Source organism: Acinetobacter bouvetii, from assembly GCF_902753875.1.
Taxonomy (GTDB): Bacteria; Pseudomonadota; Gammaproteobacteria; order Pseudomonadales; family Moraxellaceae; genus Acinetobacter; species Acinetobacter bouvetii_A.
Window position 1 is genome coordinate 142,614 of record NZ_CADDTS010000048.1, and the last position, 15,655, is coordinate 158,268.

12 protein-coding genes and 2 pseudogenes are annotated in these 15,655 nt (G+C 39.6%); 4 read left to right on the plus strand and 10 right to left on the minus strand.

Annotated elements, in window-relative coordinates; translation table 11 throughout:
• Window positions 1-32 precede the first annotated feature (32 nt).
• The 5 genes from FB6_RS14290 to cadR all read right to left on the minus strand — a co-directional run bounded on the left by FB6_RS14290 (window position 33) and on the right by cadR (window position 6,796).
• Window positions 33-3,191, minus strand: coding sequence for an efflux RND transporter permease subunit (locus FB6_RS14290; protein WP_174560617.1), 3,159 nt, complete (start codon window positions 3,189-3,191; stop codon window positions 33-35).
• A complete protein-coding gene (locus tag FB6_RS14295; protein WP_086197158.1) occupies window positions 3,181-4,431 on the minus strand; it encodes an efflux RND transporter periplasmic adaptor subunit in 1,251 nt (416 codons plus the stop codon). Before FB6_RS14295 ends, FB6_RS14290 begins: the two co-directional genes overlap by 11 nt.
• Window position 4,432: 1 nt before the next feature.
• The gene (locus FB6_RS14300; RefSeq protein ID WP_174560618.1) at window positions 4,433-5,800 is read right to left on the minus strand and encodes a TolC family protein; all 1,368 of its coding nucleotides are present in this window, start codon (window positions 5,798-5,800) and stop codon (window positions 4,433-4,435) included.
• A 49-nt stretch (window positions 5,801-5,849) separates the two neighbouring features.
• Window positions 5,850-6,260: a hypothetical protein gene (locus tag FB6_RS14305; protein WP_039624319.1), complete on the minus strand. Its 411-nt coding sequence runs from the start codon at window positions 6,258-6,260 to the stop codon at window positions 5,850-5,852.
• A 143-nt stretch (window positions 6,261-6,403) separates the two neighbouring features.
• Window positions 6,404-6,796, minus strand: coding sequence for a Cd(II)/Pb(II)-responsive transcriptional regulator (cadR, locus tag FB6_RS14310; protein WP_039624321.1), 393 nt, complete (start codon window positions 6,794-6,796; stop codon window positions 6,404-6,406).
• Between the two features lie 90 nt (window positions 6,797-6,886).
• Between cadR and FB6_RS14315 the strand changes: the two genes are divergently transcribed.
• The 3 genes from FB6_RS14315 to feoB are packed head-to-tail and all read left to right on the plus strand — an operon-like array spanning window position 6,887 to window position 10,258.
• Window positions 6,887-8,167 carry a cation transporter gene (locus FB6_RS14315; protein ID WP_004910216.1) on the plus strand — a complete coding sequence of 427 codons (1,281 nt, stop codon included), beginning with the start codon at window positions 6,887-6,889 and terminating at the stop codon, window positions 8,165-8,167.
• A gap of 11 nt (window positions 8,168-8,178) precedes the next feature.
• Window positions 8,179-8,439 carry a FeoA family protein gene (locus FB6_RS14320; RefSeq protein WP_004665962.1) on the plus strand — a complete coding sequence of 87 codons (261 nt, stop codon included), beginning with the start codon at window positions 8,179-8,181 and terminating at the stop codon, window positions 8,437-8,439.
• Window positions 8,429-10,258 carry a ferrous iron transporter B gene (feoB, locus tag FB6_RS14325; protein WP_174560619.1) on the plus strand — a complete coding sequence of 610 codons (1,830 nt, stop codon included), beginning with the start codon at window positions 8,429-8,431 and terminating at the stop codon, window positions 10,256-10,258. Before FB6_RS14320 ends, feoB begins: the two co-directional genes overlap by 11 nt.
• Before the next feature lie 327 nt (window positions 10,259-10,585).
• On the opposite strand, the gene FB6_RS14330 is transcribed toward feoB, so the two are convergent.
• Window positions 10,586-11,674, minus strand: coding sequence for an ArsO family NAD(P)H-dependent flavin-containing monooxygenase (locus FB6_RS14330; protein ID WP_062032166.1), 1,089 nt, complete (start codon window positions 11,672-11,674; stop codon window positions 10,586-10,588).
• A gap of 167 nt (window positions 11,675-11,841) precedes the next feature.
• On the minus strand, window positions 11,842-12,336 hold the full coding sequence (locus FB6_RS14335) for an NAD(P)H-dependent oxidoreductase (RefSeq protein ID WP_373423880.1): 495 nt from the start codon (window positions 12,334-12,336) through the stop codon (window positions 11,842-11,844).
• Window positions 12,337-12,342: 6 nt separating this feature from the next.
• On the opposite strand from FB6_RS14335, the pseudogene FB6_RS14340 reads away from it, so the two are divergent.
• Window positions 12,343-12,535: pseudogene (locus FB6_RS14340) on the plus strand (DDE-type integrase/transposase/recombinase); the annotation flags it as partial.
• A 16-nt stretch (window positions 12,536-12,551) separates the two neighbouring features.
• Here FB6_RS14340 and FB6_RS14345 read toward each other — a convergent pair.
• The 3 genes and pseudogenes from FB6_RS14345 to FB6_RS14355 form a co-directional block, all read right to left on the minus strand.
• Window positions 12,552-12,749 (minus strand): annotated as a pseudogene (locus FB6_RS14345) (hypothetical protein); the annotation flags it as partial.
• 23 nt (window positions 12,750-12,772) lie between these two features.
• On the minus strand, window positions 12,773-13,693 hold the full coding sequence (locus FB6_RS14350; RefSeq protein ID WP_086194806.1) for a copper resistance protein B: 921 nt from the start codon (window positions 13,691-13,693) through the stop codon (window positions 12,773-12,775).
• The gene (locus tag FB6_RS14355; RefSeq protein WP_086194807.1) at window positions 13,680-15,593 is read right to left on the minus strand and encodes a copper resistance system multicopper oxidase; all 1,914 of its coding nucleotides are present in this window, start codon (window positions 15,591-15,593) and stop codon (window positions 13,680-13,682) included. The genes FB6_RS14350 and FB6_RS14355 overlap by 14 nt, the downstream gene beginning before the upstream one ends.
• Window positions 15,594-15,655: the final 62 nt, after the last annotated feature.

The window sequence follows — 15,655 nt, forward strand, 5'->3', positions numbered from 1 at the left end:
TATCTCTGCTGTAAATCGACTAATCTATTGGATTAAGAAACTTTTTTTTCATTTATCCAACGATAAAGCACGGGTAACAGCACCAAAGTTAGTAATGTTGAAGAGATAATCCCGCCAATGACTACAGTCGCTAAAGGTCTCTGTACTTCTGCCCCAGTCCCGGTTGCCAAAGCCATCGGAACAAACCCAAGGGACGCCACACAAGCGGTCATCAGCACAGGTCTAAGACGCAAAATTGCACCCTGCCACGTTGCATAATAAAGGTCATATTGCTGTCGCAACTCTTTGATAAAGGTGAGCATGACTAAGCCATTCAGTACAGCCACCCCCGATAGTGCAATGAAGCCAACCCCTGCTGACATGGATAATGGAATGTCACGCAACCACAATGCGATTAAGCCTCCACATAAGGCAAACGGGACACCACTAAAGACCAGTAAGCTTTCTTTGATATTATGGAATACAGCCATCAATAAAATAAAGATCGTCAACAATGCGAGCGGAACCACCAATTGCATACGCGCTTTTGCAGACATCAGATTTTGAAATTGACCGCCATAATCTATCCAATAACCGCTTGGTAATTCCTGTTTGGATAACGTGCTCTGAAGCTCTGTTACGAATGAGCCTAAATCACGTCCTTCTACATTTGCAGTAATAACCACTCGACGTTTACCATTTTCACGGCTGACCTGATTAATACCCAGGATATTTTCAACGCGTGCCACATCTTGCAGTTGGACTAAACCACCATTCGGCAATTGAACAGGAAGTACCGCTAACTGTTCAGGACTACGCTGGGATTCATCTAGACGGATGACAAAATCAAAACGCTTGTCTCCCTGTAAAATTGTTCCAACATTCTGGCCACCGACACTTGTAGCTACCAGATCCTGAATTGCTCTTACCGACAAGCCATATTGTGCAGCTCTGGACTTATCCACCTCTACATTCAACAAGGGTAAGCCACTGGTCTGTTCTACATTAACGGCTGTCGCGCCTGAAATTGAGTTAATTTTTTGAGAAATTTTATTCGCTTCGCGATTTAGAATCTCCATGTCATCACCAAATAATTTGACACCCACATCACTTCGCACCCCTGAAATTAACTCGTTAAAGCGCAGTTCAATGGGTTGCGAGAACTCACTGTTATTTCCCGGCAATGTCGCTAAGAAAGTAATCATTCTTTGGCGAAGCTCATCAATCGTTTGTTTTGGATCAGGCCATTCATCATGAGGTTTTAACAGTACCACGCCATCTGAAATGTTGGGTGGCATAACATCTGTGGCCACTTCTGCTGTACCGGTACGAGCAAAGATCGCTTTAATTTCAGGAAATTCTTTCAACAGTAACTTTTCAGTATTTTTCTGCATTCTCAGTGACTGTTCTAACCCTGTACTTGGGGAACGCATTTGCTGAACAGCAAAATCACCTTCACCCAGTTGAGGTGCAAACTCGCTACCTGTTTGAGTGGCTAGCACGCCCGTAAGCACTAAAATACAGGCAGCCACAATAGTCACAAATAAACGAAGCTCATAGGCTTTATCTAAAAGCAGTTCATATTTGGTTTTAAGCCAATGCATCCAGCGACTTTCGGTTTCCTTGACTTCTCCAGTGACAAATAGGGCAACTGCGGCTGGCACAAAAGTGACAGATAAAATCATGGCCCCAATTAAAGCCAGTACAACAGTCATTGCCATAGGATGGAAAAGTTTGGCTTCTACACCCGTCAGGGTAAAGATAGGTAGATAAACCACCAAAATAATTAACTGTCCAAAAATCAGAGGACGACGCGCCTGTTTTGCAGCCAAGAAGACTTCTTTAAATCTTTCAGAACGGCTAAGTAAACCACCTTTCAGCTTCTGAGCTTCTGCTAGCCGACGGATACAGTTTTCTACAATAACCACTGCACCATCAATAATAATACCGAAGTCCAGTGCCCCTAAACTCATCAGATTTGCACTAATCTTCTGCTCTGCCATTCCCGTCAAGGTAAACAGCATTGACAGTGGAATAACGCAAGCCGTGATCAGCGCAGCACGGAAATTACCTAGAAAGAGAAATAAAATAACAATGACGAGGATTGCACCCTCAATCAAATTTTTCTGAACGGTTTTGATCGCCCGATCAACCAAATGCGTACGGTCATACACAGTCTCAATCACCACACCTTTAGGTAGCGATTGCTGGATCGATTGCACCTTTTCATCAATGGCTTGAGCAACGGTACGGCTATTTTCTCCCATCATCATCATGGCAATACCCAATACAGTTTCTTCACCATTATAGGTTGCAGCCCCTGTTCTTAAGTCATGACCAATTGAGACATTGGCGACATCTGCCACCCGAATCGGATAGCCGTTTTTATTGGCAATACTGATGTTCTGGATATCTTCAATCGTGTTTAAAGTGCCGGGAACACGAACCGTTAGCTGTTGTCCATTTTTCTCAATATAGCCAGCACCACGGTTTTCATTATTCTCTGTTAAGGCAGTTTGTAAATCAGACAAAGGAATTTGCAATTGTTGCAATCGGTTCAGATCAGGGGCAACCACATAGGTTTTATTAAAGCCACCGATACTGTTGATCTCAGCAACGCCTTTTACGCGCTGTAATTGCGGTCTTACAATCCAATCCTGAATTTCACGTAAATCCATCGCCGAATAAGCGGTTCCATCCGGCTTTTTAGCATTTGGTTCGGCTTTAATCACCCATTGATAGATTTCACCTAAACCTGTCGAAATAGGCGACATGTTAGGTTGCACATCTTCAGGCATTTCTCCCATTGCTTCTTGCAAGCGCTGGTTGATAAGCTGTCTGGCCCAGTAAATATCCGTGCCATCTTCAAAAATGATGGTCACTTGCGATAAGCCGTAGCGTGAAATCGAACGGGTTTGTTCCATTTTCGGCATGCCTGACATGGCATTCTCAATTGGATAGGTAATCCGCTGTTCCATTTCCAAAGCCGTAAAGCCATTGGCTGAAGTGTTAATCTGCACCTGAGTATTGGTAATATCCGGTACAGCATCAATCGGTAACTTTTGATAACTATAAATACCAATAGCAATCCAGGCTGCAATAAACAGCATAATCCAAATGGCGTTATGAATAGAAAACTGGATCAGCCGATCAAACAGCCCTTCAGGTTTTACCGATTCGTGGTCTGGAATGTGAGGGCTTTTAGTGCTCATGTGAAGCCTCTCCTTTTTCCATCTCAGATTTCAGTAAGAAACTGCCTTGAGCGGCATATTTTTGTCCCTGATTAAGCCCATTTACCACTTCAATCCACTGGCTATCCCCAGACGATTGACCTAATTTCACCGGTTGCGGAGTGAATTCAACTTTTTGTCCATGCTGAGTGGCGACAAAAACCACATCTTTTCCATCGACATTCTGAACTGCGGACTTAAGCACCCGTAATGCGGTACTTTCACTGCGTTGTTGCAACTGTACGTTTACCATCAAGTTTGGACGTAATTCGGTTGCATTCGATTCAACTTTTGCTCGCACCTGAAGACGACCTGTTTGAATATCCGCTTCAGTATTTAAGGTTTGAATAACCGCCCTATAGACCTTTTCAGTTTGCAAAGATTTAAATTCGATCTTTTGATTCGGGGCTAAGCCCACAATTTCAGAATTTGGAACAATAAATTCAAGCCAGAGCTGATCTAACCGGTCTATGGTAAAGAGTTGACTTGCTAACTGAACATTTTCCCCGAGAACCAAATCCTTTTTACTGATCACGCCAGAAATTGGGGCTTTTAAAATATAGCGCCCGTTACTAGCATTCACTGCACCAAATGCACTTAAACGTGATTGGGCCGCTTGAACCTGGATTTGTGCCCGTTTATAACTGTTATAAGCCCGTTGATAGTCCTGTTTTGCTGAGATACCCTGTGACCACAATTGACGCTCACGCTCAAAGTCTTGTTTTGCCAGTTCCAGATTGGTTTGTTCAATTTTAAGATTGGCCTGCTGATCAACTAGATCAGGAACAAGCAATGTAGCCAAAGGCTGCCCTTTCTGAACTTTTTGGCCGAGTTCTACATAAACATTTTCTACATGACCGCTAAAACTCGGTGAGACATGCGCTTGCTGATCCGTATTCACATTGAGTTTGGCAGGATAAGAACTTAATTTAACCACCGGACCTTGATCGACCGCTGATAACTGTATGCCCTGTTCCACCAGTTGCTTGGCCGTCAGGCTCACGCCTTCTGCATGCTCTTCGGTTTCACCGCCATGTTCTTCACTTCCATGTTCCTCTGCGCCTTCTTCCTCTGCATGTTCATCTGATGTTTCAGATTTATTCTTACCCGACAAGATCAAGAAAATACTGAGGAGTACGGTTGCGCCGATGACCAAACCAATCAGTAGAGGTTGAGAGATTTTTCCGCTCTGTTTTTTTAAGCTGTTTTTAAGATCGAACATGTTAATTTCCCCCACCAATGACAGGCATGGCCTGTATGTCTTGCCATAAGTTTTGATTGATTTGTGCAATAGCATCTTTCGACATGACTTCACTTGGGCTAATGCCTAAGCTCAAACTTTCTGCTTCAATGGCCTTTTGCCAGCCATCCCGTAACAACTGGACTTTACGCAGACGGATGTCTTGTAATTGAAGCGTGGCTTGCTGAACATCGGTTAAAGCAAACTTGCCTGCCAAGAAACCTTGTAGCGTCTTACTTTGAACTTGAGTCGCCAAAGGAATTTGAGTCTCGTCAACGACTTTGAATTGCAGCTCTAAACCCTGCAACTCGGTTAAAATTGTGCCTATTTGCAGCGCATTTTGCTTCAGATAAAACTCTTTCTGACGCTCTAATAAGTTCATTTTTTCTTGCGCGATTTTTATGCCATTTTGCTGACGATCGAAAATATTAAGCGGTACACTAACTCCGACTACTAATTGATTTTGTGTGGAGTTTTCCAAGGATTGGGTGCGGTTGACACCTAGGTTTAAAGTGGGGTTAGGACGTGCCTTTGCTCTTAGTTGATCAACCGTTGCTTGAGACTCTAATACCAGTAAAGCTCGATATTTCTCAACGTAGTTTTCCGCTAAATATTCTTGAACCTGTCCATGAGTCGATTTTGGCCAGAGCTTTTGTGAAGAGAGGTTTACCTGCAATGACTTATCAGACGTACCCCATAAATTTGATAATTGTTGGGTGGCCACTTGTACCTGTAAGTCTGCCTGTCTAAAAAGACGGATATTTTCAGCATGACTTAAACGTGCGCGATTCACATCTACTTGCGCGATACCGCCCGCAGTAAAGCGCTTCTCGATCGCTTTAAGGTTTTCTTGGCTCACCCGAAGTTGTTCATTGACAATGTTTCTTTCAAGTTCAGCAATGGCCAGTTGTGACCATACATATTTCACCGCAAGCTCAATTTGCGCTTGATAAATCTTCTGCTTCAGTGCTGTTTTATCTGTAGAGAGACTGGCTAATTTTTGGTTTGCTTTTCGCTCACCAAAAATATCCAAGGGTTGTGATATGCCAATGGCAAGCTCTTTTTCATTATTTGAACCAAAGCCCGTTTGTTCAACTGACAATTCAGGATTTTTAAACAGCTTACTTTGCTGAAGATTCGTGGCATTAATACTATTTTGCGTTTCCCAGAAATTTTGGGACGCTTGATATTGGTTAACCTGCTCAATAGCTTGCTGCAGCGTTAAATCTTGAGTACTGGCGACTACGGAAGTACTGATGCTGATCATTGCAGATAGCAAGATACCGCTACCTAAGGCTGACCAGGATAAATTCAGGATGGAGGTATCCTGATGTAATTTGTTTTTTGACATGAAAATGCCCCACGCATAATGAAATTAGGAGTGGTGGGCTTTTATAAGACTACCCCACCAATAGTAGGGGCAAATCGGGAGGCGGGGTTAATTGATTCAGATAAGGGGATTTATAAAAAGTTATTCCCAAATAAGTTGGGGTAATGCCGGTCTCAAAATCAGCTTTAAGCTTCAGATCATCGGGTGGGTCAATCTGAATCACGATTGTATTTGAGAAATGACTGCACTTTTCGTTAAAACAAACCTTCTGACAATAGTCATAGATTTCTTTATAGTTTTCTAGGGAATAAAGTGCTTGACGAGGACTATCACTCTTTTCGTCTAAATCGATTGGATTAGAGAGTATTGAATTGGGTATGTTTGGCATTTCATGCAGACACGCGGCCTCTGCCACACTCCAAATATTCTGGAATGTGAATAAGAGTACCAATATCTGGATTAGAAATGTTTTTCTCTTCATACACAAATCTGTATTTAAAACACCAATAAAGAAGCTGTCCAGATCTATCAAAGATCTGATCACAGAATTTGAGTAACCTTAAACTTTTTGCAGCCTTAAGTAAAGATATACAGAGTTTTTGAAAAAAGCATAGGTCTAGATAATCAAGCTAGATTTTTTAAAACTCCACATTGGTCAATTGTACATAAACCATCACAAGTACCTCTTAAATCAGATAGTTGTTCAATAAGCTTTTGTTGCTTGATTATATTTTCTCTGATAGCACTGACATGTAAGTCAATTAATTCATTCACCCCTGAACAATTTTTCTCAGGTTTGTCTTTATAGGTAAGTAATTGACGAATTTCATTCAAACTCATATTTAAAGTTCGGCAATTCAAAATAAATTTAATTCGCTCAACATAGCCTACATCGTAAAGGCGGTAATTTCCTTCCGTTCTTTCTGGTTCTGGAATTAAACCTTCCTTTTCATAAAACCTAATTGTTAATACTGAACATGAGGTTTTTTTAGAGAGTTCACCAATTTTTAAATGCATTGAGTTGGTATTTCCAAAAAATCTTGACTCTATAGTAACTATAGGGATTCTAATATTCAAAGTTTATAAATTTTTTTAATGGGTATAACTATGAGTGGCTGTGGATGTAGTAAAGAAACACCATGCGAAGATAAGAAATCTCAACAAGAAAATCATCCATCAATTGCAGAAGCAAGCAATTCAAAGAATTGTGATAATACGCCTAGCTGTTGTGGTGAAGAGGAAGAAGAAAAATCTTCATCTCCTTGCTGTAACACTTCAAACAGTTGTGAAGATACCGCTCAATCCTGTTGTGGTTCTGATCCCAAAGAAAATTTAAGCACTGAAAACGTTTTAAAAGATTCGCACTACATGAGTGAATACTTAGTTCCCAAAATGGATTGTTCTGCGGAAGAACAGATGGTTCGTATGGCGCTATCTTCAATTGATGGTGTTCAAAAACTCATCTTTGATTTACCTAACCGGTCTTTAAAGGTTCTACATAATCAAAAAGATGAAAATATAACTACCAAACTTGAAGCTTTGGGTTTTGGTGCAAAGCTTGTGAAGACTGAAACTTATATAAGCAATCAACAGGCTAAGCAAACAAGTACCTATACCATTCCTAAAATGGATTGCTCTGCTGAAGAGCAAATGGTCCGTATGGCTCTTGCAGATATTGAAGCAGTTAAAGGTCTTACTTTTGATCTTCCCAATCGAAAACTGAAAGTCTTCCATAATGAAGGGAGTCAGCAAATTACGGCCAAACTTGAAGGACTGGGTTTTGGGGCGAAACTTGATGAAACACAGCTTTCTACAGGCGATATACCTAATGAACCTGATCCTGTGAGACAAGCTAAAGTACTTAAACTGTTATTAGGCATTAATGCTCTACTGTTCTTTATAGAATTCATCAGCGGAATTATTGCTGCGTCTACAGGATTGATTGCTGATTCTCTAGATATGTTTGCCGATGCAGCCGTTTATGGTATTGCGCTATATGCCGTCGGAAAAGCTGCGAAATATCAAGTGAAAGCAGCCCATTTCGCAGGTTGGATTCAGTTATTACTTGCTGTCATCGTGATTATTGATGTCATTAGACGATTCATGTTTGGAAGCGAGCCAGAATCAACGCTCATGATTGTTATTGGCCTGCTCGCACTTATAGCTAACGTGACATGCTTATATCTTATTTCTGGTCATCGAGAAGATGGCGCACATATGAAAGCCAGTTGGATTTTCTCGGCGAATGACGTTGTCGTAAATATGGGCGTTATATTTGCCGGTGTACTCGTGGCGTGGACGGGATCAGCTTACCCAGACTTAATCATTGGCATCCTGGTTTCTTTATTCGTGCTTAATGGTGCTCGAAAGATTTTGGCTTTGAAGTAAGAGTATCGAAAATGAATCTATTTCAAGTTAAACAAAATCAGATCGTCAAAATTAGAGATCTCAAAAAAGGTAATCAATACAGTCATACCACTGATCCCGTATTGGAACGGCTCCAACTATTAGGTTTTAGAGAGGGTGAAACTCTACAAGTACTCGCTAAAGGTGTTTTTGGCGGAGATCCTGTTTTAGTTCAAATTGAAACTTCAAGATTCGCATTAAGAAAGAATGAAGCTGAAAGAATTTTTGTAGAGTTAGTATCCAATGAAGATTAAGAACATTGCATTAGTCGGTAATCCAAATTGCGGAAAAACCTCTTTATTTAATACGCTTACTGGTACGCGACAAAAAGTTGCCAACTATGCTGGGGTTACCGTAGAAAGAAAAGAAGGTTCTTTTAAATTACCTTCTGGTGATGCAATACGAGTATTGGACTTACCCGGAACTTACAGTTTAAAACCTAGTAGTTTAGATGAAGAAGTCACCAGGGCAGTTTGTTTGGGCGAGCTAAAAGGTGAAATTCTACCCGATATTTTTATATGCGTTGTAGATGCCACAAATTTAAGCTTACATTTGAGCTTGGTTCTCGAAGTTCGTGCTCTAAATCGCCCTATGATTCTTGTATTAAATATGATGGATGAGGTCAAAAAGCGTGGTATTTCCATTGATAAGGATAAACTGTCTCAACTGTTAGGTATCCCTGTAGTTGAAGCTGTCGCAGTTAAAACAAAAGGAATTCAAGATTTAATTAATCAATTAGATCAAAAAAATCTTTTTATTACTCCTTATCATTCTGAATTAAGTCATTTTGAACAGGTCAAACAAATCACCAAACAAGTTATTTTAAATAATGACAGTGGTGATAAAAGAACCGCATTTCTAGATAAAATTTTTCTACATCCTGTATTGGGTTTAGTAATCTTAACTTTAACCATGTTTGTGATGTTCCAGGCGGTATTTATATGGGCAACGCCTTTTATTGAATTCATTGAAAATTTTATCGTATGGCTCAGTGATTTTATTGGACCACTAATCCAACATCCTCTATTAAAAAGCTTGGTAGTCGATGGGGTAATTGCTGGCACAGGTAGCGTGCTTGCATATATGCCTCAGATTTTGATTTTATTCTTCTTCATTTTAATGCTTGAAGAGTCAGGCTATTTACCCCGAGCAGCATTTCTTTTAGATAAATTAATGTCTAAAGCCGGGCTTAGCGGCCGTTCATTTATTCCTCTGCTATCCAGTTTTGCTTGTGCGATTCCCGGAATTATGGCAACCAGAAGTATCAGCTCTGAACGGGACCGATTAGCAACAATTATGATTGCACCATTGATGACCTGTTCAGCAAGATTGCCTGTATATGCTTTATTGATCGCGGCATTTATTCCGAACCAATTAATCTACGGCTGGTTAAGTCTGCAAGGATTAGTCCTTTTTGGTCTTTATATGTCGGGAATAGTCTCAGCGTTATTAGTTTCACTCTTTCTGAAGTTGGTTCGAAAAGATAAAACTGAAAGTATTTTTATTTTTGAGCTTCCCACATACCGAATTCCAGATATTAGAAATATTGCATTAGGCTTATATGATAGGGCAACTATTTTCTTAAAACGAGTTGGTGGCATTATCGTTGCGCTGTCTATCTTGTTATGGGTGCTAGTCACGTTCCCTCAACCACCAGATAATGCAACCATGCCGGCCATTAACTATAGTTTAGCTGGTCAGTTAGGGCATTTAATTCATCCTATATTTGCGCCTATTGGGTTTACATGGGAAATATGTATTGCACTCATTCCTGCTATGGCAGCAAGGGAAGTTGTAATTGCTGCTCTTGGGGTGATTTATGCGATGTCAGGTGATGAAGATACAGTAACTCAAAGTCTGTTAAGTCAAATTTCAGGCCCGGATGGATGGGGGTTAGCCACAGGTTTATCATTATTGGTATGGTTTATTTTTGCTCCCCATTGTCTTGCTACGTTAGCAACAATTAGACGAGAAACTGGCAGCTGGAAACAGCCCATCATTATGGCAACTTATTTGTTTGCATTAGCCTACATCTTTTCATTCATCACATATCAAGTTGCGAGTAATTTTTAATTAGCAAATGAATAAAATAAGGGAGCTAGCTCCCTTATTTTATTGAAATACTCACTATAAATGAAGCGCTTTTACAAGAAAAACTGTATAGATATCAATAATATTAAACAGCTTCCTAAGAAAACTTCTAATTTAATTATAAATTATGAAAGAGTTCCCTCTTTTTAGTGCAATTCATGAAATTAGGTTTAAATATCAAAAATTATGGCTTAATGAATAGCATGATCTTGTAGACACTTTTAGTGAAATAATAATCAAAATATTGGAATGCTCCCAGTAGCCTAGACACAAAACCGATTCTAAAATTCTTATACTCGATATGGATAATTATTCTGAAAATTTTTTAGTATTAATTTCTTGTAGATAAGTGAAGATCTCATCTACTGTAGCTCTCGCTGTTCTAGAAACGCCAATTAATGTTGCAGATGCCATACCTGTCCAATCTCCATATCCAACTAACCACAAGTTAGGTAACTTAATAGACCTTCCATTTTGAACTTCTACAAAGTTATCTCGCTCTACTATATCTATACTTTTTAGATGATTTAATGAAGCCTTAAATCCAGTACACCAAATAATCACATCAATTTTCTCTTTTTTTCCATCTGGCCAAATAACTGCATCTGTAGCTAAAGATTGAAAAGGTGGACGGCTATGTAAGACTCCTCTATTCCTTGCCTCTTTGACACTATCGATCATCACAATATCACCTAGGCCACCTATTGGCTGGTCAACTTTTCTTCCTTCTTGTTGTACTTTTAAACGCTCAGTTGCTCTTAAAAACAGTACTCGACCATCGACATCATCAGGTAAAAATTGAGGCGGAGTTTTTGTGACCCAAATGGTTTCAGCAACTTGTGAAACCTCAGCGAGTATTTGCGCGCCCGAATTCCCCCCACCCACCACGATGACTTTCTTATCTTTAAATGGATCTGCATTCAGGTAATGGGCTGAATGTAACTGCGTGCCTTGAAAGTTTTCCTGTCCCGGATAATCAGGAATAAACGGCTGGCGCCATGTCCCTGTTGCACTGACCACCACCTTGGCTCGCCAAAACTTTTCTCCAGCATATACGTCTAAATACTTTCCCTTCGATTCCACACGATCGACATGTACTGGACGAACAATCGAAAATTGATATCTCTGTTCATAAGCCGATAAATACTGGATCACCTCATTTCGTGTTGGATAGGTCTGTTCAGTGATGGGCATCATCCAACCGGATAGAGAACTCCAGGTATTAGGAGAAAAAAGACGCAATGACTCCCAGGTATGCAGCCAGGCACCCCCCGCTTGATTTTGCTCATCCAATATAATGAATGGGATTTTCTTGCGCTTTAAAAAATAAGCGGTAGATAAAGCGGCCTGCCCACCACCGATAATGATCACATCAGTTTCAGTCTGTTTCTGGTTCAAAGCCTTCACCTTTTCCTTATTTATCTCTGACTTCTTTAATGTAAAAACCCAATCATGAAGACTGGGTTTTTACAATATTCATTGTACCTTTAACAGCACTTCATCGGTACAGCATAAAAGTGTTACTGACCTGGCAATGAGGCGCAGTATTTAATACCATCCAGCATTTATAAACTGCGCTGATTTACACGCTTGGACAACTCTTCAGCCGATTCCTTGCGTTCAGAATAACGATCAGTCAGGTATTTGCTTTGACCACGAGTCAGTAGAGTGAACTTAAATAACTCTTCCATGACATCCTCAATCCGGTCATAGAAAGCTGAAGGCTTCATTCGTCCATCTTCTTCGAATTCCAAGAAAGCTTTCGGAATTGAAGACTGATTTGGAATGGTGATCATCCGCATCCACCGCCCCAAAATACGCATCTGGTTCAGGCTGTTAAATGACTGTGATCCACCACTGACTTGCATCAAGGCAAGGGTTTTACCTTGGGTAGCACGGATTGCTCCTCCTGCAAGTGGAATCCAGTCTATTTGTGATTTAAAAATGGAACTCATAGAACCATGACGTTCAGGTGAACACCAGACCATACCTTCAGACCATGCAAGAAGCTCATGCAGTTCTTTTACTTTTGGATGCTCAGTATCCGCATCTTCTGGCAAAGGAAGGCCCCACAAGTGATAGATACAGATAAAGCACACATATGGAGGTGCTTTGTCACGGTTAAAATGGGAAAGAAAAGGTCCACCAGATCTTGAGCACAGGCAGGTTAAGTATAAAAATAACGTGATCGAATGTAATCATGGCAAGCTAAAGCGGATCATTAGGGCCACTTTAGGATTCAAATCGATGAAGACGGCTATGCCACATGCATCTATTCAGATGGCATTAAACACCGATGATGTACAGACGAAGTAGTAGCAGCCGATCCTACTAAAAGAATAGCAAACGATAAAAACAGCGATAAGCATGTTTTTAACCACTGCATAAAAATAGACCAAAAATTAAGCTTTTTTAGTTTTACAGATTCGAAAATAAATAGTAATAATTCATGAATAGTAGCCGAAGCTACCATTCATGAATCCAAATCATACTATTTTAAAAAACAAACTCGATACCTGCACCATACAACCATCCTTTTTCTGAATTGGACGCTTGTTGTAGAGAAGTTAGCTTTTGTCCCTTTTCATATTGATAAGCTACATCAACAAAAGGTTTAATCCGTTTAGTAATCTCATAACGAGTTTTCAGCCCAGTCTTCAATTCGGATAATCCGTTTTTTGAAGCATAGTTAGAATCATCGTTTAATACTAAATCTGCTTCAATATAAGGTTGAGTAATAAGTTTTTGGGTTAGCAAGAAGTCACGCTCTAATTCAAAACTAGCTCCCCAAAAATTATTTTCACCACCATATAAATAAGCCTGAGTTTCAAAGAAATAAGGAGCTAGACCTAATATACCAATAACCCCATCCACTCGATCGCTGCTGCTGTTATTTTTATCTTCACTATATCTTACCCCAGCTTGTACATCCCAAAATGGGGCTACGTTACGGCTATAAAGTGCTGATACAGCATATTTTGGATCATTACTTTCTGACTTTTCCGAATTGGCTTCAATAAATAGACGATTTTCATCTGTTCCAATTAAAGTTTCAAACTTTGTTCCTAGGTTGCCCTTACCGTCTTCATCAACCATCCATTCATTTTCAAATTTTGTCGTTTGATAAATTTGTCCACCATGTTCTTTAAGATGATCATCATGAGATGGGGCTGATCTCTTTCTTGCGGTCAGAATAATATTATCTCCCCCATTTGCATTTTCCATTGAATAATATTCTGGATACAATTCTTGGGGGCTATATCTTAAGCCACCAGACTCCTGTAATAAGACTCTCATACCATTTGTAATATTACTTTCTTGTTCCGAAGTGCTGCTATTAGCAAAAGTTAAGTTTGATATACTTATTAATGCAATTGATAAGACTGTTTTTGAGAAGAAATTCTTAGTGATTTGCATGTGGATTTACTCCCTTCTCACTTATTGGGGGCTGAGCAACAGTCTTTGTAGAATTACCATCTTCCACTTGAGCTACAATGAGTTTATTCATCATTCCTGCACTCATATGGTAAAGCAGGTGACAATGAATAGCCCACTCACCTAACTCATCAGCTGTGAGTAGAGTGGTTATCGTTTTCCCAGGTGGAACAATTACCGTATGTTTGTTTGGCATATTGCTTGGATCCTGACCATTCTCAAGCTGCATAAACATGCCATGTAAGTGCATTGGGTGAGCCATCATACTGTCATTGACAAATTTTAAGCGAATACGTTCACCATACTTCACCACTAGTGGGTCGGCTTCATTAAATTTTTTACCATTTATTGTCCAAATATAACGCTCCATGTTTCCACCAAGACGGATCTCTATTTCACGTTCAGCTGCACGAGTGTCTTTTTGAGGATCTAACGATTGCAAATCACTATATTGCAATGCTTTATTACCTTCAGGTGTTGAAGCATTTGCCCATCCAAATACGGTATTATCATTCTTGTCTGAAGCCGCCTTAACAGTAGCGCTATTCATCGGCATATCATGATCCATACCTTTCATAGAAGACATATCATGATCCATACCTTTCATAGAAGACATATCGTGATTCATGCCTTTCATAGAAGACATATCATGATTCATATCTTTCATTGAAGACATATCATGATCCATACCTTTCATAGAAGACATATCGTGATTCATGCCTTTCATAGAAGACATATCATGATCCATACCTTTCATAGAAGACATATCGTGATTCATGCCTTTCATAGAAGACATATCATGATTCATTCCCATATCTTCCATAGTCAATAAAGAACGAGGACGAGGCTTAGGCATCTCAATTTGTTTTACAGGTGAGGTATTTTCATCATGTAAGGTTCCAACCGAAAATCCAGTACGATCAATAGATTCAGCTTCGATTTGATAATGGGCTTGTTTCGGTTCAACAATGACATCATAAGTTTCAGCAGTACCTATACGGAACTCATCTACAGGAACGGGCTTTACAGGTTGACCATCAGCACTGACTACAGTCATTTTTAGGTTTGGAATGCGTACATCAAAGAATGACATAGCGGAAGCATTAATAAAACGAAGGCGAACTTTTTCACCAGCTTTGAAGTTACCCGTCCAATTTTGCTGAGGTGTCTTGCCATTCATTAAAAATGTATAACCAGTCACATCGGACATATCTGTTTTCAGCATTCGCATCTGATTCCACATAGAACGGTCTTGCCAAGTCGCTTTTAGCCCATCACGTTTAACTTGTTTTAATACATCGAATACTGTTTCGCGGCGGTTCTGATAGTAGTCTGCTTCTTTTTTAATATTTTTCATAATTTGATCACTTGTCGAATTATGAAAATCAGAAAGCAAAACAACGTAATCTTTATCGGTTTTTTCAGCAGCTGTTAGTGGAGTTTTATCTTTAGGATAAATAACAAAAGCACCATATAAACCGTCTTGTTCTTGTCCTTTACTATGTGAATGATACCAATAAGTACCATTTTGGCGGACTTTAAACTTATATTCATAAGTTTTATTAGGGGCAATGCCATTAAATTTGTTAAATCCAGGTACACCATCCATAATTCCAGGTAATAATAAGCCATGCCAATGGATTGAAGAGTCCTGATTTTTTAACTTATTGTGAACACGGATAACGGCCTCATCACCTTCTTCAAATTCAAGAAGTGGTGCAACGAATTTACCATTTACAGTAATTCTCTCAACTGGTTTTCCTGTGATATTTACAGTTTGTTCAGCGATTGTTAAATCATATTCTTTAACTGCCGCCATTACCCAAGTTGATGAAAATAAACCAACTCCAATTAAGAGTATATGACTTAACTTTTTTGACATTCTATCTCACCTTTAGAAAGGTCAAGATTGAAGTAATAAAGCAAATATTTAGTATAAACTTT